Below are 18,408 nucleotides of genomic sequence, written 5' to 3'. Positions count from 1 at the left end.
CCAAGGAGCACGCAAATGGATCGCTATGAATTGCGCCGCCAGGACTACAGCCTTTCCGAAGACCAGTCCGAATTGCAGGCCACCTACGCGAAATTCTTCAAGACCCGCTGCCCGCTGGAGGTCGTCCGGGCCGCCGAGGCCACCGGTTTCGACAAGAACCTGTGGGAGCAGCTGTGCGGTACCGGCGCGACCACGATGGCGCTGCCCGAATCCGCGGGCGGTGACGGCGCGACCCTGGTCGATCTGACACTTGTCGCGGAGGAACTCGGCCGTGCCATCGCCCCGGTCCCGTGGATCGACCACATCTGTGCGTCCCGGTTGCTGGCGCGGCTGGGCGCGCTGGACTCCGATGGCGATGCCGCGATCGTGGAGGGCCGGGAGCTCGTCGGACTGGAACCCCGGATCGGGGTGGCCGCCGGCGCCCGGCTGATACCTGCCGGTGCGGTCGCCGACCATATCGTGATCCGCGAGGGCGACGAGATCGTGCGCCTCGGTTTCGATACCCGGCCGGCCCGCGTCGACAATATCGGCCGGCTGCCGATGGCGTGGATCGATCCGGCCGCGGCCGACCGGCGCACCGTGCTGGCCGCCGGTGCGGAGGCGATCGCAGAGCACGACCGGGCGCTCGACGAATGGCGGGTCCTGACGGCGGCGGCGCTGGTGGGCCTGGTCGAGGAAACGCTACGTATCGCCGCGGAATTCGCCACCACCCGGTACACGATGGGGGTCCCGATCTCCACGCTGCAGGGTATTTCGCATCCGCTGGCCAATATCGCCATCACCGTGCAAGGGGCACGCAATCTGGCAAGGCGTGCGTCCTGGTTCCTCGAATGCGAGCCCGAGGCCCAGCGCGCCCTTGCGCCGGCCGCATTCGTATACATGGCCGAGGAGGCACCCCGGGCGGCCACCATGGCCGTCCATGTCCAGGGCGGGCTGGGGGTCGCGGCGGAGTCGGCGGCCAGCGCCTACCTGCTGCGGGCGAAGGGCTGGCCGCTGGCCGGCGGTGATGCTGCCGCCGCCGCGGCACGCACCGCCGAACTGTTCGCCGCGGCCCAGAGCTAGAAACGGAGTACACCGATGGACTTCTCACTGGTCGAACTGTCCGACGAGGACCAGGCCTTCCGCGACCGCGCCCGGTCGTTCCTCGACACCCATGTCACCGACGAGGTCCGCCGCCGGGATCGCGAAACCGGCGACAACTTCGACGAAGGCGTCCACCTGGCGATGGGCGCCGAGGGCTGGCTGACGGCGGAACTGAGCAAACCGGCCGACGGCGGGCTGAACCGGTTGCGGCGCCGCATCTGGGATCTGGAGAAGCGGCGCGCCCGGGTGCCGTGGGTGACCTGGGGTACCACCGCGATCGTGCTCGGCTCGGTCCGCGACTACGGTTCGCCCGAACTGCAGGAAGAGGTGCTGCCGAGGGTGGCCAGTGGCGAGGTGCGGCTGTGCCTCGGCTACACCGAACCCGAGGGCGGATCCGATGTCGCGACCTGTAAGACGCGTGCGGTACGCGACGGGGATCAGTGGGTGATCAACGGTTCGAAGATGTTCACCACGGGCGCGCACAACTGCCAGTACGTCTTCCTGATCACCAATACCGACCCGGAGGCCCGGAAACACAAGAGCCTGACCATGTTCCTGGTTCCGCTCGATACTCCCGGTATCGAGATCCAGGGCATCCGCACCGTCGACGGCGACCGCACCAACATCGTCTACTACAGCGATGTCCGGGTCGACGACAAGTATCGCCTCGGTGAGGTGAACGGGGGCTGGTCGGTGCTGATGGGCCCGCTCAACACCGAGCACGGTGTGGTCGACGCCGCGGGCGACGGGCTGCAGGACGTATCGATCATGACCCACCAGGGCGCGATGATGGCGGTGGCGGTCGACGGGATCGCCGCTCTGGCGGCGCAACCGCGCCCGGACGGGAGCCGGCTGCTCGACGACGCCTCCGTGGCGTACCGGCTGGGGCGCAGTGTCGCCCGGATGGAAGCGGCGCTGTCCGCACCGCATATGTTCGGCCGGGTCGCCATCGCGCAGGCCATGCGCGATATCTCACCGGATCTGATGGACCTGCTCGGGCCCGCCGCGGCCCTGCCGGTGGAGACCGAAGGCGCCGCCGACGACGGGGGAGCGGAATACATCTACCGCTGGGCGCCGCTGTGCGGGATCTACGGCGGCACGCTGGAAGTTTTCCGCAACATGATCGCCCAGCACGTACTCGGACTGGGCAGGCCGAACTACTCGCCGCCGGCCAAGCCGAAGGCTGCCTGACGGGCTTCGCGGGAAACCAACGAAGGAGTATGGGATATGCCTCGACCCGCAGTCGGCGCACGGGTGGCAGACGCCGACGACACCGTGGACGGCACCACGTGGCCGGTGCCGGTCACATCGGCGGAGACGAAGTGCGGCAATGGCCGGCGGTGAATCGGGAACCGACCCGGAGGACGGTCTGCGCCGTCCTCCCGCCGTGACGCCACAGACCGAGTTCTACTGGACCTCGGGAGCCGACGGCAAGCTCCGCATCCAGGAATGCCTGTCCTGCTCCGCCCTGATCCATCCGCCGCAACCGGTGTGCCGGTACTGCCGGGCGGACCGGATGGGTGTGCGGGAGGTATCGGGTTACGCGGTGCTCATGGGTTTCACGGTGAACCACCGCTTCGCGGTGCCCGGACTGCCCCGGCCCTATGTCGTCGCGCAGGTCGCGCTCGAGGACGATTCACGTGTCCGGCTCACCACCAACCCGGTCGACTGCGACCCCGCCGATCTGCAGCTGGGGATGCGGATGGAGGTGGTGTTCGAGAAGGCCGGCGAGGTATGGCTGCCGCTGTTCCGGCCGGTCCGCGGTGGGGACGGACCGGCCGAATTACCGGCGGGTGAGTTCGAGCCCGCCGCGGCGCACGAACACATCCGGCGGATGCCGAAACAGGAGAAGTTCGAGGACAAGGTCGCGCTCACCGGGATCGGGATGTCGCGGATCGGGCGCCGGCTCATGACCGACCCGCTGGGGCTGACGCTCGAGGCCTGCCGGGCGGCAGTCGCCGACGCCGGACTGGAACTCGACGATATCGACGGCCTGTCCACCTATCCTGGTGCCGGGTCGCTGGGCCCGTTCACCGAGGGCGGTGTCACCGCGGTGGAAAGCGCCCTCGGCCTGCGGCCGTCCTGGTTCAACGGTGGTGCCGAAACCTTCGGCCCGGGCGGATCGTTGATCGCGGCCATGCTCGCGGTCGCGGGCGGGCTCGCCCGGCATGTGCTGTGCTTCCGCACCATCTGGGAATCGACCTACGCGGAGCTGGTCAAGGCCGGGAAGATCGGGCCACCCGCGGGTATCTCCGATCCGTGGCTGGCCCCCTACGGCGCAATCTCCGCGGCGCATACTCTGGCACAGACCGCGCAACGGCATTTCCACCGCTACGGCACCGATCGGGAAACCCTGGGCTGGATCGCGCTCAACCAGCGCGCCAATGCCGCGCTGAATCCGACGGCGGTCTATCGCGACCCGCTCACCATGGACGACTACCTCGGCGCCCGGCCGATCACCACACCGTTCGGGCTCTACGACTGCGATGTACCGTGCGACGGCGCGGTCGCGGTGATCGTTTCGGCCCGGGAAACGGCGGGCGATCTCGCGCGGCCACCGGTGCTCGTCGAGGCGGTGGGCACACAGCTCGTCGAACGGCTCGAATGGGACCAGAGCACACCGACCCACGAACCACAGGTACTGGGCCAGGCCGCGCATCTGTGGTCGCGGACGGACCTGCGTCCCGGCGACGTCGATGTGGCCGAACTGTACGACGGCTTCACCTTCAACTGCCTGTCCTGGATCGAGGCCCTCGGTTTCTGCGGAATCGGCGAGGCCAAGGATTTCCTGCAGGGCGGCACGAACATCGCCCGTGACGGAGTGCTGCCCCTGAACACCCACGGCGGGCAGCTGTCGCACGGCCGGACGCACGGCATGGGGTTGATCCACGAGGCGATCGTCCAGTTGCGCGGTGATGCCGGACCGCGCCAGGTCCCCGATGCCCGGGTCGCGGTGGCCAGCAGCGGCGGGCTCACCCCCAGTGGTGTGCTGTTGTTACGGGCGGATCGGTGAAAGCCGAAGAGGCCGGCCTGCGCGCGGGGCCGCCGGCAGTCGTCGAACGGATCGTCGAGGTCGACGGTATTCCGATGTCGGCCCGGTGCGCCGAGGTGGATCGGCCGCGGGCGGTCGTGGTGGCCGTGCACGGCGGCGCGACTACCGCGCGATACTTCGACCTGCCCGGCTTTCCGCGGCTTTCGCTGTTGCGGCTGGGCGCCCGGCTCGGTTTCACCGTGCTGGCGCTGGACCGTCCGGGATACGGTGCGTCGGAGCCCTACGGGGACGCGTTCGACGCACCGGATCGACGCGCCGACGCGACGTACCGCACGATCGACGCGCTGCTCGGCGCGAAACCACGGGGCGCGGGCGTCTTCCTGATGGCTCATTCCGCGGGCTGCGACCTCGCCGTGAACATGGCCGCCGATCCCCGCGGTAGCTCCCTGCTCGGTGTCGAACTGGCCGGCACCGGCCGGCGTAAACACCCGGAAGCACTGCGCCGGATCGACGAGGTCCGCCGGACCCGCAGAAGTACGGCCGTGCGGGATCTGCTGTGGCATCCGGAAGCGGTCTATCCACCCGAACTCGTGGGCGGGCGTGCGGTCTCGTCGGCCTCACCGCCCTACGAGAGCACGGTCGTGCGGGAGTGGCCGGCGGACTTCCCCCGGCTCGCCCCGCGGATTCAGGTGCCGGTGCGATTCAGCTACGCGGAGTACGAACAGGTATGGCGCTGCGACCCGGAGGCACTCGCCGAGATCACCGGCTTCTTCACCGCGTGCCCCCGCTTCGTGACCCACCGGCAACCCGATACCGGTCACAACATCAGCGTGAGTTACGCCGCCGAGTCCTATCACCGCAGTGTGTTCTCGTTCGTCGAGGACTGTATGCGCGGCGGTCCGGCGGGTGACCGCTGCGCCGAGGAGCCGACATCATGAAGTATGTACTCGAATACCCCAGTGAACTTCCGGGCTCCGCCGGGGAATTCCTGCACTCCGAGGTGATTCGCGAGGTCGCGGTGGCCGCTGAGCGGGCCGGGTTCGCGGCGGTGGCGCTGAGCGAGCATCCGGCCCCGTCGCTGAAATGGCGCCGCAACGGTGGCCACAACACCCTCGACCCGATCGCGGCCCTGAGCTTCATGGCGGGCGTCACCCGGCGTATCCGGCTCATGACCAATCTGTACGTGCTGCCGTTCCACAACCCCTATCTGGCGGCGCAAGCCCTGGGCAGCCTGGATATCGTCTCCGGCGGCCGGTTGATCGCCGGCGTGGGTGCCGGTTACCTGCGTTCGGAGTTCAGTGCCGTCGGTGTCGCGCACGAGCGGCGCGCGGAGTTGCTCGACGAGGCGCTGGCAGCGCTGCGTAGTATCTGGACCGACCCCGCACACCCGGTGACCGGCCAGGATTTCGCGGCCACCGGACCGGTGTGGCTGCCGCAGCCCGTCCAGCGCCCGCATCCGCCGATTTGGCTCGGCGGCAACGGCCCGGCCGCGCTGGCGCGGGTGGTCCGGCACGGCAACGGCTGGATGCCGATCATCGCCGACGCGTCGATGGCGGCCGCGATCCGCACCAAGCCGATCGAGAACCCCGGCCAGTTCGGTAGCGCCGTGGATACGTTGCGGCGCCGGTTGTCCGAGGCCGGCCGCGCACCGGAGACGGTCGAGGTGCAGGTCGTCTGTCCGCATTTCGATATCGGCGACTGCGGATCGGTCCGCGCCGCCCGGGAATTCCTCGACGATCTCGAACGCCGCGGCGCCACCTCGGCGGTGGTGCACGTGGACGGTTCGAGCCCCCGCAAGGCCACAGAGTTCATCGACGGTTTCGGTGCGGCGTTCGACCGCCGGTAGCCGTCTCGCAAACATCGGAGGTGTCAAATGAAGGTCCCCTTCACCTGGAAAGTCACCGGCTGGTTCATGGTCGGCTGGTCCGCCGAGTTCCCGCTCGGCGAGGCGCGTCCGCTGCGCTATTTCGGCGAAGACCTCGTGGCCTATCGCGACGAGGCCGGCGAACTGCATATCCTCACCGGCCACTGCCGCCATCTCGGTGCCCATATCGGGCACGGCGGCAAGGTGGTCGGCGATTGCGTCGAATGCCCGTTCCACGGCTGGCGGTGGGGCCCGGACGGGCGCAACCGCAAGATCCCCGGCGAGGACCGGGTCAACCGGGGCCTGCGATTGCAGGTGTATCCGGTGAACGAGCAGAACGGCTGCGTGTTCATGTGGCACCATCCCGAAGGGAAGGAACCGCAATGGGAGATGCCGGATATCCTGCGGATGTTCCCCGAACTCGGCAGCGATCCGGACAGCTACTACCGCCCCTATCCTGAATTCTCCCGCAAAACCGAGCGGGAGCCGGTGCATCCGCAGGTCGTCCTGGAGAACGGCCCGGACAGCCTGCATTTCGAATACGTCCACGGCGCCACCGTGACCCCGCAGATGCTGGACTACAGCGCCGAGGGCCACACCTGGTCGTTCCTCACCGGCTGGCCCGACGCCCGCAGTGACGATCCGGACAAGATGGCGTTGAAGATCCACGCCCAGATGTTCGGTCTCGGTGGTTCGATCAGCGCCTTCGAGGGATCGTCCAACCATCGGCTCATCTTCGCGACCACACCCGTCGACGACGAATGCTCGGACCTGTTCTACTCGATCTGGTGGCCCAAGAACCCGGGCGACGAGTCCGATGTCCCGCCGCCCGAGGTCCAGCAGCGGGTGGAACGGCAGTTCCTGGTCACGGTGTGGGAGGACCTGAGCATCTGGCGGTACCAGAAGTACGTCGAACACCCGCCGCTGTCGCCCAAGGACGCAAAACCCTATCTGTCGCTGCGTAAATGGGCGAAGCAGTTCTACGATGTCCCGTCCGTGGAAGCAGGAAGTCCGGCGTGAACGCCGGGCACGGCGGCGGAGCAGCACGTGGGTAGGCGCGCGCTGAGCGAGCTGGTCGACCCCGCGCGGACCGCCCTGGTCACCCAGGAGTGCCAGGGCGCGGTGGTCGGCCCCGACGCCGGTTTGGCCGCGCTCGCCGACGAGGCACGCCGGGAGGCGCTACCCAATATCGCCGCACTGCTGCCGGTCGCCCGCGCCGCGGGCGTCCGGGTCGTGCACTGCCTGGTCACCCGCCGCGCCGATGGTCTGGGCTCGAACCACAACGCGAAACTGTTCGCAGTCGGGCGCCGCGGGGTCGCGGTGACCCCCGGCAGCCCCGGGGCGCAAATACTCCCCGAATTCGGGCCCGACCCGGCCGATCTGGTGCTGACCCGCGGCCACGGCCTCGGGCCCATGGGCGGCACGGACCTCGATCCGGTCCTGCGCAACCTCGGTGTTTCGACGATCGTCGCCGTGGGTGTGTCCTTGAACGTGGCCATCCCGAACCTCGTCATGGACGCGGTGAACTCGGCCTACGACGTGGTCTTGCCCCGGGACGCGGTGGCCGGAGTGCCTGCGGAATACGGCGTGGCGATGATCGACAACACCCTGTCACTACTGGCCACGGTCACCACGACCCGGGAACTCCTCGATATCTGGAAGGCGTGACGACCGGGCCGGACCGGCGCGATCAGGCGCCGGGCGGATCCTGCGCCGCGCCGGGGTCTCCGGCCGATCGTGCTGCGCCGGCCCGGTACGCGCGGACGAGTCCGACGCAGCCTTCGAGTACCCGGCCCAGCACCATGCCCGCTGTCACCGAGACCACGGTCGCCCAGATGCCGCTGAGTCCGAAACCTACGACGAGTAGTGCGGCGACAGCCGTCGTGGCGAGGACGGCGTAGGCCGTCTCACGGAAGAATCTTCGTACCCCCGGCACAGCGGCACCCTCCCTGCACGCGTATCAACGTGACATATTATCCGATGCGACCGTTCCGGAGGCTTTCTCGGGCCGCCGGGCTCGGCTCGCTGCCCTCTGCTGCAGCGACGCTACCCAACTACGGTCGAGCGGATCATCACGGCGGTCCGGCCGCGCTCATCGCCAGCGACCGGGCGCTCACCCGTAGGCCGCGCTGCTCACCCCGCGTGAGAACGGCGCGCCCCATCACCGGCGACGCGCTCGAGGAGCCAGTGGACCGAGTGGTCGGCGGTCCGCGCCGCAGGAGCCGGATCATCAGCGAACACGAGATGACCGGTCCCCTCTGGGGGATGGACCCGCTGCCAGGCTCGGTGACAATCGCAGAGCCCGGGCGGCGGGATCGGCTCGAGCTAGCTCTCCCGACACTTTCCCGATGGGATTCGGCTGCGCCGGGCTCTCCGGGACAGGTTGGACCGCACGGCCATCTGCTCGACGGGCCGGCGGCTGCGGGGATGCGATGCCCGAGGTTCGGTCAGTCGCTTGCGGGCAGTGGTTTCGCGTCTTTGACGGCGAGGGGAACCGTATCCACGGTGAGTGTGCCGGTACCGCCGCGGGTGACGAGGACTTCGGCGCCGCTGTCGTGGATATACCTCTTGCCGAGTGCGGTGCCGTCGGCGAACGCGGGATCCAGAACCGCGCCGGCGGATTTCTCGCCGCCCAGCGCGACCATGAGCGCGCCCCCGCAATGCAACCCGGCCAGCGCTTCGGTGGCGCGGATGACGATCACCTGGGTGTCGCAGACCTGGCTTTCCAATCGGCTGCCACTCTTGATCACGGTAGCTCCTCACTGTTCGACGGGACCGGGGTCAGCTCGTCGACGAGTACACGCCGCAGCACTTTCCCGGTCGGTGTGGTGGGTAACTCGTTGCGGAAGACGATGCGGTCCGGTGTCCGCGAACCCCGCAGCGCGGTGCGCACATAGCCGCGCAGCTCGCCGGGTTCGGGGTCCTGGCCGGGCGCCGGGACGACCACGGCGACGAGTAGCTGCCCCCATTCGGGATCGGGGATGCCGATCACCGCTGCCTCCCGGACTTCCGGGTGTTCGACCAGGACATCTTCGATTTCGGCGGGGGCGATGTTCTCGCCGCCGCGGATGATCGTGTCGTCGGAGCGCCCGCCGAGGTAGAGGTATCCGTCGGCGTCGAGCGCGGCGAGATCCTTGGTCGGGAACCAGCCGTCGGCGTCGAGTACGGAACCGGTCTCGGCGTAGGTGCCCGAGACCTGGTCGCCCCGTACGTACAGCTCACCTGTCTCGCCAGCTGGCACGACCGCACCGGCGGCGTCGCGGATCTGCAGCTCCACACCCGGGATCGCACGGCCGACCGAGCCGAGGCGCGCGGCGGTCTCCGGTTCCGTGGCGTGGTACGCGGCACGATGGTCTTCCGGAGTGAGTACCGCGATGGTGGAACTGGTCTCGGTCAACCCGTAGGCGTTGACCAGGCCCACCCCGGGCAGGAGTTCGAGCGCACGGCGCACCAGTGGCAGCGGTGCGCGGGCCCCGCCGTAAGCGAGGGTCCGCAGGCTGGGTAACGGCTCCGGATTTTCGGCCAGCGCGGTGACGATCCGGTCGAGCATGGTCGGCACCACGGTGGCGTTACTGATCTTCTCCTGGCTCACCAGGCGGATCCATCGGTGCGGGTCGAAATGCGGCAGATACACCATGGTGCGCCCGGCGTAGAGGTTCGACAGGGCCGCGCCTACCCCGGCGACGTGGTAGGGCGGAACGCAGATCAGCGCCGCGTCGCCGGCCTCCGCCGAGCCGAAATCGACCGTGCCCATGATGTAGCTGGTCAGGTTGGCGTGGGTGAGTTCCACCGCCTTGGGACGCGCGGTGGTACCGGAGGTGAACAGCACTACGGCCACCTGATCGGGCGCGGCATCCACATCCACCGCCGGGCCGGGGGTGGTCGCCGCGCGAGTGGTGGCGAGAAATGTTGCGGAGTCGATGATCCGGTGACCGGCGCCGCGGACCACTTCGGCGTACGCGTCGTCGGCGACAACCAGTGGCGCAGGCAACCGTTCGATCAGATCGCGCAGGGCCGCGGCACCGAGTCGGTAATTGAGCGGGGTGAACGCGCGGCCGGCCCGTGCCGCCCCGAACAACAACAGGGGCATTATGATTCCCCCGGTGCCCACATAGGCCACATGCCCGGCACCCGACTCGGCGATCGACTCCGCCGCACGCCCGGCCATATCGGACAGTTCCGCGGTGGTGACGCGGTGATCGTCCGAGACGAGGGCGGTCCGGACGGGATCTCCGCCGACCGCCATATCGAGCAGCATCGAGATGCTCACCGCGCCACCTCCACCCAGCGGCACCTCGTCACAGGATGGCTCCGGCGTCCTTGGCGGCGATGATCTCGTCCCAGTCCATCCCGAGTTCCAGGAGGAGTGTCTCGGTGTGCTCCCCGTAGGCCGGCGCCCGGGTCGGCGCGGCGGGAGTTTCGTCGAACTGCACCGGAGCGGCGACGGTGCGGTACTCGTGGCCGGCGTCGTCGTGCACAGACATCAGGTAGCCGTTCGCGGTGACCTGGGGGTCGTCGAGGACTTCCTGCGGGCTGGCGATCGTCGACCAGACGCCGGGCTCGTCGGCCAGGGCCTGCTGCCATTCGGCCAGGTCGCGTTCGGCGAAGATCTTGCGCAATTCGATGGTGGCCGCTTCCTGGTTCAGTACCAGGTTCGCCAGCGGAACGAACCGTTCGTCGGTGCCGAGATCCGGCCGCCCGATCCGGTCGCAGAACCCTTTCCAGTAACGGTCGGTCTGCAGGAACATCAGCTGCACCCAGCGGTCGTCGCGCGTGCGGTAGCGGTTGACGGCCGGATTCAGCGCCGTGCCCGCCGGACCGGCGGGAATCCGATCGATACCGTAGTAGTCGGCGGCCGAGATATCCGGCGCCACGGACCACATGCCCTGGGCGAGCAGAGAACTGTCCACGACCGGTGCGTGCCCCGTGCGCTCGCGGTGGAACAACGCCGCCGTCACACCGCCGGCCAGGGTGATACCGCCTTGTAGATCGCCGAAGGCGGGTCCCTGGGCCACCGGGTACTCGGTGTCCGGTGGGCTCAGCGCGTACGCGACGCCGGCCCGCGCAAGGTAGCTGGCCCCGTCGAAGCCGCCGCGGTCCTTCTCCGGGCCGCGACTGCCGTGGCCGCTGCCCCGGGCGATGATCAGGGCTGGGTTCAGCTCGCGCAGGCGCTCGACGGTGAGACCCGCGCGCTCGAGCGGTCCCGGAAGCCAATTGGTGAGGAAGACATCGGCCCCCGCGAGCAGCTTCGCCAGGATCTCCCGGCCGAGTTCGGATTTGATATCCACGCCGATACTGCGCTTGCCGTGATTGCCGATCTCCATCATGAAACTCGCCTGCACCGGCGAATCGTCGACGGTCAGCCCGCCGACGACCAGGTTCCGGCACGGGTCGCCCCCGCGAGTGTCCTCGATCTTGATTACGTCGGCACCCCAGTCGGCCAACGCCGCACCCGCGCTGGGGACATAGGTCCACGAGGCCAGTTCGACCACCCGGACGCCGTTGAGCAGGCCGGTCATCGGCGCTCCCTTCCTGAACGAGCAACTGTCTTGAAGTACTATACGGTAATGATTACAGTTGGCGACACAGGATCAAACTTTCCGAGATCCGACGACGGGTCTGCGGTCGCCGAGCGCCGACGCCTGCCTCGACCTCAACAGGAGTCCGATGAACAGCACGACCACCGCCTACAAGCTCTACCGCTGCGTGATCTGCGGTTTCGAATACGACGAGGAACTCGGCTGGCCGGACGACGGCCTGGTGCCGGGCACTCGCTGGGAGGACATTCCCGACGACTGGACCTGCCCTGATTGCGGGGCCACGAAAGAAGACTTCGAAATGATCGAGGTGCCGCGGTGACCGTCTCGCCGCGTGGCCGGGTGGTGATCATCGGTACCGGGGTGGCCGGCGCCACCGCGGCCGAAACGCTGCGCAAGGAAGGTTTCGCCGGCCCGATCGTGCTGACCGGTGCCGACCCCGCGCCACCGTATCGGCGTCCGATGGTTTCGAAGGAACTACTGTCCGGTGCGGCCGGTGAAGCGAAGGCGCTGCTGCGGCCCTGGTCGTACTGGGACGAGATGTCGATCGAGCTGTCCACGGCTACCACGGTGTCGGCGATCGATCCGGGAGATGCCCACGTGGAACTCTCGGACGGATCGGTAGTCGGATACAACGCGCTGATCCTGGCGACCGGCGGAAAGCCCCGGCGCCTGGACTCGATCCTGGGCGACGCCCACACCCTGCGCCATATGCACGATGTGCCGCCGCTGCGCGCGGCGCTGGCCCGGGCCGAGGGGACGCCGTCGCTGATCATCGTCGGCGGGGGCTTGGTGGGGATGGAAGTCGCCGCCGCGGCGCGGGAATCGGGTGCCGCGGTGACAGTTCTCGAAATGGGGTCGCGGGTGCTGGAACGTCTGCTGCCCGAACGTGTCTCGGCAATGTATGAGCGTATGCATCGCGATCGGGGTGTGGCCGTGCACACCGGTGTCCGCTTGGTGGACGTGCAACGAGTACGCGGCCGCACGCGGCTGGTGGCGGCCGACGGCCGGGAATGGTCGGCGGATGCGGTGGTCACCGCGATCGGGATGGAGCCCGACGATGTCCTCGCCGAACGTGCCGGTCTGGATGTCCACGACGGCATTCTCGTCGACGAATTCGCGGCGACGTCGGCTGCCGGGGTCTACGCGGCCGGTGATGTCGCGCGCTTCCCGGACCGAATTCTCGGCGGAACCGTGCGTATCGAGCATTGGAACCATGCCCAGGCGCACGGCGCGGTGGCGGCCCGGAGCATCCTCGGGATGCGCGAGCCCTACGCGGAGGTTCCGTGGTGCTGGACCACCCAGTTCGGGCGAAATCTGCAGATCGCGGGCTATCCGTCGGCGGGCACGGAAACGATCGTGCACGGTGACCTCGCGGAGGGAGCGTTGCTGGCGCTGGTTCTCGACGGCGACCGGCTGGTGGGCGCGGTCGGCACCGGTCGGCCGCGGGAACTGCGCGCGGCCAAAACCCTGATAAAGGATGGTCCGTATGTGCCCATCGCGGCATTCCGGGACGGGACGGCCGATCTGGTCGCCCTGGCCGCGGACGCGGCTCGTTATGCGGCGCCGGCGACGGCTGCGGGCCGGTAATCGGCGGGCGATAAGCGGTAAGCCATTCCTGATGTAGTTACTGTATGTAATACTGTTGGAAAATTTGTACGGTGCACATCGCTACACCCGCGCGTGTGGCTCGAACAGAGGTTGAGAGATATGGCCAAACCCGTCATCGTCGGCGCCGTCCGGACTGCGATCGGCCGATCGTTCAAGGGCGCGCTGGCGAACGTGCCGACCGAAACTCTTGCGACCACAGTGCTGCCGGAGGCGGTCCGCCGGGCCGGCCTGGAACCCGCCGCGGTAGATGATGTGGTGTTCGCCGAACTGAACTACGGCGGTGGCGATCTGGCCCGGCACGCCGCGGTGGCCTGCGGGATGGAAACTGTTCCCGGGCAGGCTGTGAACCGGCACTGCGCCGGCAGTCTCACGGCGATCGCCAACGCGTCCGCGCATATCCGGTCCGATATGGAGCGGGTTCTCGTCGCGGGCGGTGTTCAGTCGCTGTCCACCGCGCCGTTGATGAAGTGGCGCAAACCGGATTCGGGACCGGAAATGGAGTTCGTCGAACCCTGGATCCCGCCGTCGCATCCGGAAACCCCCGACGCCCCGACCATGGATATGTCGGTCACGGTGGGCTGGAACACCGCGAAAGCGGTCGGTATCAGCCGGGCGGAGATGGACGCGTGGGCGTTACGGTCGCATCAGCGCGCTTGTGACGCCATCGAAGCCGGGAAATTCGTGGACGAGATCGTGCCGTTGAAGGTCACCCGGGCCGATGGCACCGTGCTCGACTTCGCGGTGGACGAACACCCGCGCCGTGACACCACACTGGAGCGCCTGGCCGCGTTGCCGGTGCTGCATCCCGAGATCGAAGGCTTCTCGATCACCGCCGGGAACAGCAGTGGGATCAACGATGCCGGTGCCGCGGTGGCGCTGGTCGGCGACGATTACGCCGCCGCTGAAGGGCTCGAGGTGATGGCGACCGTGCGCGCCTGGGCGAATGTCGGGGTGGCGCCGCGGGACACCGGGCTGGGTGCGGTGAAGGTGATCGGCAAAGTGCTGGAGCGGGCCGGTCTCGCCGTGGGCGACGTGGCGCTGTGGGAGATCAACGAAGCCTTCGCGTCCACGCCGATCGCGGCCTGCCGGGAATACGGGATGGACGAGGAGCGGGTGAACTTCTCCGGCAGCGGATGCAGTCTGGGCCACCCGATCTCGGCCAGTGGCGCCCGGATGGTGACCACGCTGATCTACGAGCTGCGCCGCCGCGGCGGCGGTATCGGCGTCGCCGCGATGTGCGCGGGCGGCGGTATGGGCGGTGCCCTGGTACTCGAGGTGTGAGATCCCGCCACCGCCACGCCGGGTGCACCGGGCATCCGGCAACACAATTCTGTTCATTCACAAGAGTAAGTAGGTGACCGGTGTCGGACGAAGTTCTGGTGGAGCGCCGCGGGCGCACGCTGGTGATCACGATCAATCGACCGGATGCGCGAAATGCGGTGAACCTGGCGGTGAGCCAGGGCTTGGCCGATGCCATGGACGAACTCGACGACAGCCCCGAGCTGTCGGTCGCCGTCCTCACCGGTAGCGGTGGCAGTTTCTGCGCCGGTATGGATCTCAAGGCCTTCGCGGCCGGTGAATACCCGTACATCCCGGGCCGGGGGATGGGTTTCACCGAGCGGCCGCCGCGTAAGCCGATCATCTCTGCGGTGGAAGGATTCGCCCTGGCCGGGGGTACCGAACTGGCGCTCGCGACCGACCTGGTGGTCGCCTCGCGCAGTGCGCAGTTCGGCATCCCAGAGGTGAAGCGGGGGCTGGTGGCCGGGGGCGGCGGTCTGCTGCGCCTGCAGCAGCGCATTCCCTATCAGAAAGCGCTCGAGCTGGCCCTCACCGGCGAGAACTTCACCGCCGAACAGGGCGCGACCCTGGGGTTCGTCAACGTGCTCGCCGAACCCGGTGAAGCCTTGACCGAAGCCCTGCGGCTCGCCGACCGGATCACCGCCAACGGACCCCTCGCGGTCGCGGTGACCAAGGAGATTCTCGTCAAGTCCCGGTACTGGAGCGAGGACGAGATGTGGCAGAAGCAGATGGAGCTGCTCGCGCCGGTATTCGCGTCGAAGGACGCGCAAGAAGGCGCGAAGGCGTTCGCGGAGAAGCGGACTCCCGAGTGGACCGGCACCTGACCGGTGCACCTGAACGTCCGGTGCGCCGGACCCCGACCTGTTGATCATGATGAGTAAGGAGAATCCCGTGTCTTTCGAGGGAGAAGTCGTTCTGGTGACCGGTGGTGCCGGCGGACTCGGTGCCGCCACTGTGCGCCGGCTGCACGGCGCCGGAGCGGCGGTCGTCATCGCCGACGTCGCCGACGAAAAGGCCCAGGAGCTGGCCGACGAGCTGGGCAACAAGGCCGTCTATGTACGCACCGATGTGCTGGACGAAGACGCGGTGAACGCGGCGCTGGACGCCGCGGCCGGATTGGGCGAACTGCGGTACTCGGTGATCGCCCACGGCGGTTTCGGGGTATTGGAGAAGGTGGTGAACCGCGACGGCAGCCCGCATACGCTGAAGGGGTTCACCGACACCATCGGGCTCTACCTCACCGGGACCTACAACGTGCTGCGGTTGGCGGCGGCGCGGATGGCGAAAATGGAGCCGAAGCCGAACGGTGAACGTGGCGCGATCGTGATGACGAGTTCGATCGCCGGATACGAGGGCCAGATCGGGCAGTCGGCATACGCGGCCGCCAAAGGGGGAGTTATCTCCTTGACCCTCACCGGCGCCCGCGATCTCAGCTCGGTCGGGATCCGGCTCAACAGTATCGCCCCCGGCACCATGCTGACTCCGATCATGGAGCTGATCGGCGAAGAGGGTCTGTCGAAATTCGCCTCGACGGTGCCGTTCCCGAAGCGGCTGGGGACGCCGGACGAATACGCGAACCTGGCGCAGCATCTGCTGGAGAACCCGTATATGAACGGGGAAGTCGTGCGGATCGACGGCGCGCAGCGTTTCCAGCCCCGCTGACCTGCCGATCGGCCGCGGAAGCTGCGGGCTTCGGTGCGAAGCCCGCAGCGGCGAGGCGAAGCTGTGGTGCCGGGGGCCTACCGTAGCTACGCCGAGTCCACCGGCGAGTGCTACTTGGTAGCCGCCCGCGTCCGAGGCTTACTGGTCTTCGTGGTTGTCGAACGGGTCGCGCGCCGCGTCGTCGTGGACTTCTGTTTGCGGTCTCCGCCCGAGAGCAGCCGGGAGGCGTGGTCGAGGATGGAATCCAGCCCGTGCTCGAAGTTCCGGTCGTCCGGTGCCCCGGAGTGGTACCCCTTGGCGGCGGCCTGGGCCAGCAGCGGCGTGGTCTCCGGATCGATGATGACGTTCTCGTAGTACGCAGTGGAATCGGGACTGAGCTCGCGGTTCTTATCCGAGAGCCGTTGCAGCACCACGAAACCGTGCACATGCAATTGGACACGGGAATATGTCTCCACCGCGTCCTCCAGGGAGAACCCTGCCTCGACGAGGCTGGCGATCACCCGCTCTGTCTGTTTACCGCCGAGCCGCGCCGCCTTCTCACTCAGGGCCGACCTGATCAGGATCAGATCGCACAGGATGGGATTGCCGAGGAAGGTCTGCCGCATGGTCTGCGCGTGCTTACGCAGCGTTTCGCGCCAGTCCTCGGCCTCGATGAAGGGCGTTTCGAATGCATACTGCCGTAGTGCTCGGTCCGTCATGGCATTGAGCAGCTCTTCCTTCTTACGGAAGTACCAATAGATGCTCGTGACACCGACGCCCAGATGCTTACCCAGCAGCGGCATGCTCAGGTTATCGATCGAAATCTCTTCGGCGAGTTCGAATGCGCCCGCGACGATATCCTCCGGGTTGAGAGAGCCACGTTCGCGTCTCGGGCGCTTCGTCGCGGTTCCCTGCTTCGCCATCTCGACCCACTTCCTCGCTCGTATGATTTCGGCAGAGGCGTGGTGCGGGGTCTGTCAAGGCGGGCCGGCCATGAAGCCTCCGTGGTGCGCTACTTTGCCGAAAATGTCACTGTTGACGTTACCACAGGGTATTCTGTCGAACCTTCTGCGGCCGCGCCGTATCGGACTGTACGGCTCGGGGCGGCGGAGAAGTCGAGGAAGCCGACCGGTTCGACGCGGCCTGCGGTCCCGCCTACCGGGAGCCCCGAACAGTGCTTTCTTTGCCTAAGGAATATGGTGACCTGATGGACGGCGCGATTTCTGTGGGCGATGGTATCTTCCGCATTCCGGTTCCGATCACAGGTAATCCACTCGGGAATACTCTGATCTACGTGCTGGAGTCACCAGGTGGCATCGTGCTCATCGATGCCGGTTGGTACGACGACAACGCGTGGGACGGGCTCACAGCGGGGCTGGCGGCCATCGGTCATTCGGTGAACGACGTCGAAGGTGTCGTTCTCACGCATTTCCATCCGGATCACAGCGGTCTGTGCGGACGTGTCCGGGAGGCTTCGGGTGCGTGGATCGCGATGCACGAAGCGGACCACGATCTGTTTGCGGGGATGACGGCGGATCGAGACGAGACCTGGATGGCGGCCCAGAAGGAGAACCTGGCCCAGGCGGGAGCTCCGCACGCCGACGTGACGGCATACGAGCTCGCCGTGAACGAGGAAACCCGGGTGAGCCGCGATTCGGCGCCGGACCGCACCCTTGCCGATGACGAGCGGATCGCGCTCACCGGCCGCGACCTGCGGGCGATTCACACTCCCGGCCATACCCCCGGCCACGTGTGCTTTTACCTGGAGGACGCCGACGTGATGTTCACCGGCGACCATATTCTGCAGAAGACGACGCCGCATGTCGGCAGTTTCGTCTACCCCCTCGAAGAGCGTGACGCATTGGCCGAGTTCACCGACTCGTTACGGCGAGTGCAATCGATGAACGTCACTCGCGGGCTCGGCGCCCACGGGCTCCCGCTCGACGACGTCGCGGGGCGCGCTGCGTTCCTGATCAAACATCACGAAGAGCGGTTGGATCACCTCTACAGCGCATTCGGCGACGATCAGATCACCGTCTGGGAGGTCGCCGAGCGGATGAAATGGTACAAGCCGTGGGCGGAGATCTCACCGCTCGGAAAGAACATGGCATTGTCCGAGGCGGCTGCGCACCTGCGGCACCTCGTCGCACGTGACCTGATCGTCCAGCTCCCGGGCGGCGAACCGGCACGCTTTGCTCGTCGGTAAGGGGCTGCTCACCGGCCGGCGGATACCTCGGTGGCGGCCTACGACAAGCCATCGCCGACAGGGGCCGGGTCCCGCCGGCCGCCGGACTCCGGCAAGGCCCGAAGGGGGACCGACATTGTCCGGCCCCCCGGGTACGCACAACATGTGCACCGCAGCGAGTGTCCCGGCGAGTACG

The 18,408-nt window shown here is 67.8% G+C and carries 18 protein-coding genes; 13 read left to right on the top strand and 5 right to left on the bottom strand.

Annotated elements, in window-relative coordinates:
• The first annotated feature begins 15 nt into the window (after nt 1-15).
• From ACFWPH_RS00285 to ACFWPH_RS00255, 7 genes are all read left to right on the top strand, one after another.
• Nucleotides 16-1,062 carry an acyl-CoA dehydrogenase family protein gene (locus ACFWPH_RS00285; RefSeq protein WP_378747222.1) on the top strand — a complete coding sequence of 349 codons (1,047 nt, stop codon included), beginning with the start codon at nt 16-18 and terminating at the stop codon, nt 1,060-1,062.
• Between the two features lie 15 nt (nt 1,063-1,077).
• Entirely contained in the window at nt 1,078-2,274 is a 1,197-nt protein-coding gene (locus ACFWPH_RS00280; RefSeq protein WP_378747221.1) for an acyl-CoA dehydrogenase family protein, read from the top strand.
• A 139-nt stretch (nt 2,275-2,413) separates the two neighbouring features.
• Nucleotides 2,414-4,096 (top strand): OB-fold domain-containing protein, encoded by a 1,683-nt coding sequence (locus ACFWPH_RS00275; RefSeq protein WP_378747219.1) that lies wholly within the window; start codon nt 2,414-2,416, stop codon nt 4,094-4,096.
• Nucleotides 4,093-5,013, top strand: coding sequence for an alpha/beta hydrolase (locus tag ACFWPH_RS00270; protein WP_378747218.1), 921 nt, complete (start codon nt 4,093-4,095; stop codon nt 5,011-5,013). The genes ACFWPH_RS00275 and ACFWPH_RS00270 overlap by 4 nt, the downstream gene beginning before the upstream one ends.
• A complete protein-coding gene (locus ACFWPH_RS00265; protein ID WP_378747217.1) occupies nt 5,010-5,921 on the top strand; it encodes a TIGR03619 family F420-dependent LLM class oxidoreductase in 912 nt (303 codons plus the stop codon). Before ACFWPH_RS00270 ends, ACFWPH_RS00265 begins: the two co-directional genes overlap by 4 nt.
• Before the next feature lie 27 nt (nt 5,922-5,948).
• A complete protein-coding gene (locus ACFWPH_RS00260) occupies nt 5,949-6,959 on the top strand; it encodes an aromatic ring-hydroxylating dioxygenase subunit alpha (RefSeq protein ID WP_378747216.1) in 1,011 nt (336 codons plus the stop codon).
• A 27-nt stretch (nt 6,960-6,986) separates the two neighbouring features.
• Nucleotides 6,987-7,607 (top strand): cysteine hydrolase, encoded by a 621-nt coding sequence (locus tag ACFWPH_RS00255; RefSeq protein ID WP_378747215.1) that lies wholly within the window; start codon nt 6,987-6,989, stop codon nt 7,605-7,607.
• A 22-nt stretch (nt 7,608-7,629) separates the two neighbouring features.
• Here ACFWPH_RS00255 and ACFWPH_RS00250 read toward each other — a convergent pair whose 3' ends face one another.
• The 4 genes from ACFWPH_RS00250 to ACFWPH_RS00235 all read right to left on the bottom strand — a co-directional run bounded on the left by ACFWPH_RS00250 (nt 7,630) and on the right by ACFWPH_RS00235 (nt 11,458).
• On the bottom strand, nt 7,630-7,875 hold the full coding sequence (locus tag ACFWPH_RS00250) for a hypothetical protein (protein WP_378747214.1): 246 nt from the start codon (nt 7,873-7,875) through the stop codon (nt 7,630-7,632).
• A 511-nt stretch (nt 7,876-8,386) separates the two neighbouring features.
• Entirely contained in the window at nt 8,387-8,689 is a 303-nt protein-coding gene (locus tag ACFWPH_RS00245; protein WP_378747212.1) for a hypothetical protein, read from the bottom strand.
• Nucleotides 8,686-10,209, bottom strand: coding sequence for a class I adenylate-forming enzyme family protein (locus ACFWPH_RS00240; protein WP_378747211.1), 1,524 nt, complete (start codon nt 10,207-10,209; stop codon nt 8,686-8,688). Before ACFWPH_RS00240 ends, ACFWPH_RS00245 begins: the two co-directional genes overlap by 4 nt.
• 28 nt (nt 10,210-10,237) lie before the next feature.
• The gene (locus tag ACFWPH_RS00235) at nt 10,238-11,458 is read right to left on the bottom strand and encodes a CaiB/BaiF CoA transferase family protein (RefSeq protein WP_378747210.1); all 1,221 of its coding nucleotides are present in this window, start codon (nt 11,456-11,458) and stop codon (nt 10,238-10,240) included.
• Nucleotides 11,459-11,606: 148 nt separating this feature from the next.
• Here ACFWPH_RS00235 and ACFWPH_RS00230 point away from each other — a divergent pair, with 148 nt between their 5' ends.
• The 5 genes from ACFWPH_RS00230 to ACFWPH_RS00210 all read left to right on the top strand — a co-directional run bounded on the left by ACFWPH_RS00230 (nt 11,607) and on the right by ACFWPH_RS00210 (nt 16,048).
• On the top strand, nt 11,607-11,798 hold the full coding sequence (locus ACFWPH_RS00230) for a rubredoxin (protein ID WP_378747209.1): 192 nt from the start codon (nt 11,607-11,609) through the stop codon (nt 11,796-11,798).
• Nucleotides 11,795-13,066 carry an NAD(P)/FAD-dependent oxidoreductase gene (locus ACFWPH_RS00225; RefSeq protein ID WP_378747208.1) on the top strand — a complete coding sequence of 424 codons (1,272 nt, stop codon included), beginning with the start codon at nt 11,795-11,797 and terminating at the stop codon, nt 13,064-13,066. Before ACFWPH_RS00230 ends, ACFWPH_RS00225 begins: the two co-directional genes overlap by 4 nt.
• A gap of 120 nt (nt 13,067-13,186) precedes the next feature.
• A complete protein-coding gene (locus ACFWPH_RS00220; protein ID WP_378747207.1) occupies nt 13,187-14,368 on the top strand; it encodes a thiolase family protein in 1,182 nt (393 codons plus the stop codon).
• An 80-nt stretch (nt 14,369-14,448) separates the two neighbouring features.
• The gene (locus tag ACFWPH_RS00215) at nt 14,449-15,210 is read left to right on the top strand and encodes a crotonase/enoyl-CoA hydratase family protein (RefSeq protein ID WP_280461550.1); all 762 of its coding nucleotides are present in this window, start codon (nt 14,449-14,451) and stop codon (nt 15,208-15,210) included.
• A gap of 67 nt (nt 15,211-15,277) precedes the next feature.
• A complete protein-coding gene (locus ACFWPH_RS00210) occupies nt 15,278-16,048 on the top strand; it encodes an SDR family NAD(P)-dependent oxidoreductase (protein ID WP_378747205.1) in 771 nt (256 codons plus the stop codon).
• Nucleotides 16,049-16,158: 110 nt separating this feature from the next.
• On the opposite strand, the gene ACFWPH_RS00205 is transcribed toward ACFWPH_RS00210, so the two are convergent.
• Nucleotides 16,159-16,950: a TetR/AcrR family transcriptional regulator C-terminal domain-containing protein gene (locus ACFWPH_RS00205; RefSeq protein WP_378747204.1), complete on the bottom strand. Its 792-nt coding sequence runs from the start codon at nt 16,948-16,950 to the stop codon at nt 16,159-16,161.
• A gap of 284 nt (nt 16,951-17,234) precedes the next feature.
• On the opposite strand from ACFWPH_RS00205, the gene ACFWPH_RS00200 reads away from it, so the two are divergent.
• Nucleotides 17,235-18,233: an MBL fold metallo-hydrolase gene (locus tag ACFWPH_RS00200; protein WP_378747203.1), complete on the top strand. Its 999-nt coding sequence runs from the start codon at nt 17,235-17,237 to the stop codon at nt 18,231-18,233.
• Nucleotides 18,234-18,408 lie beyond the last annotated feature (175 nt).

The sequence above is a fragment of the Nocardia sp. NPDC058499 genome (assembly GCF_042719915.1).
In the GTDB taxonomy this organism is placed as follows: domain Bacteria; phylum Actinomycetota; class Actinomycetes; order Mycobacteriales; family Mycobacteriaceae; genus Nocardia.
Note: the sequence above shows the minus strand (reverse complement) of the source record. Positions and strands in the feature narration are given on the sequence as shown.

Bases quoted from the DNA above. Each gene is read 5' to 3' on its own strand.
- ACFWPH_RS00285 (WP_378747222.1), top strand. From the start codon at position 16: ATGGATCGCTATGAATTGCGCCGCCAGGACTACAGCCTTTCCGAAGAC.
- ACFWPH_RS00280 (WP_378747221.1), top strand. From the start codon at position 1,078: ATGGACTTCTCACTGGTCGAACTGTCCGACGAGGACCAGGCCTTCCGC.
- ACFWPH_RS00275 (WP_378747219.1), top strand. From the start codon at position 2,414: ATGGCCGGCGGTGAATCGGGAACCGACCCGGAGGACGGTCTGCGCCGT.
- ACFWPH_RS00265 (WP_378747217.1), top strand. From the start codon at position 5,010: ATGAAGTATGTACTCGAATACCCCAGTGAACTTCCGGGCTCCGCCGGG.
- ACFWPH_RS00260 (WP_378747216.1), top strand. From the start codon at position 5,949: ATGAAGGTCCCCTTCACCTGGAAAGTCACCGGCTGGTTCATGGTCGGC.
- ACFWPH_RS00235 (WP_378747210.1), bottom strand. From the start codon at position 11,458: ATGACCGGCCTGCTCAACGGCGTCCGGGTGGTCGAACTGGCCTCGTGG.
- ACFWPH_RS00230 (WP_378747209.1), top strand. From the start codon at position 11,607: ATGAACAGCACGACCACCGCCTACAAGCTCTACCGCTGCGTGATCTGC.
- ACFWPH_RS00220 (WP_378747207.1), top strand. From the start codon at position 13,187: ATGGCCAAACCCGTCATCGTCGGCGCCGTCCGGACTGCGATCGGCCGA.
- ACFWPH_RS00205 (WP_378747204.1), bottom strand. From the start codon at position 16,950: ATGGCGAAGCAGGGAACCGCGACGAAGCGCCCGAGACGCGAACGTGGC.
- ACFWPH_RS00200 (WP_378747203.1), top strand. From the start codon at position 17,235: ATGGACGGCGCGATTTCTGTGGGCGATGGTATCTTCCGCATTCCGGTT.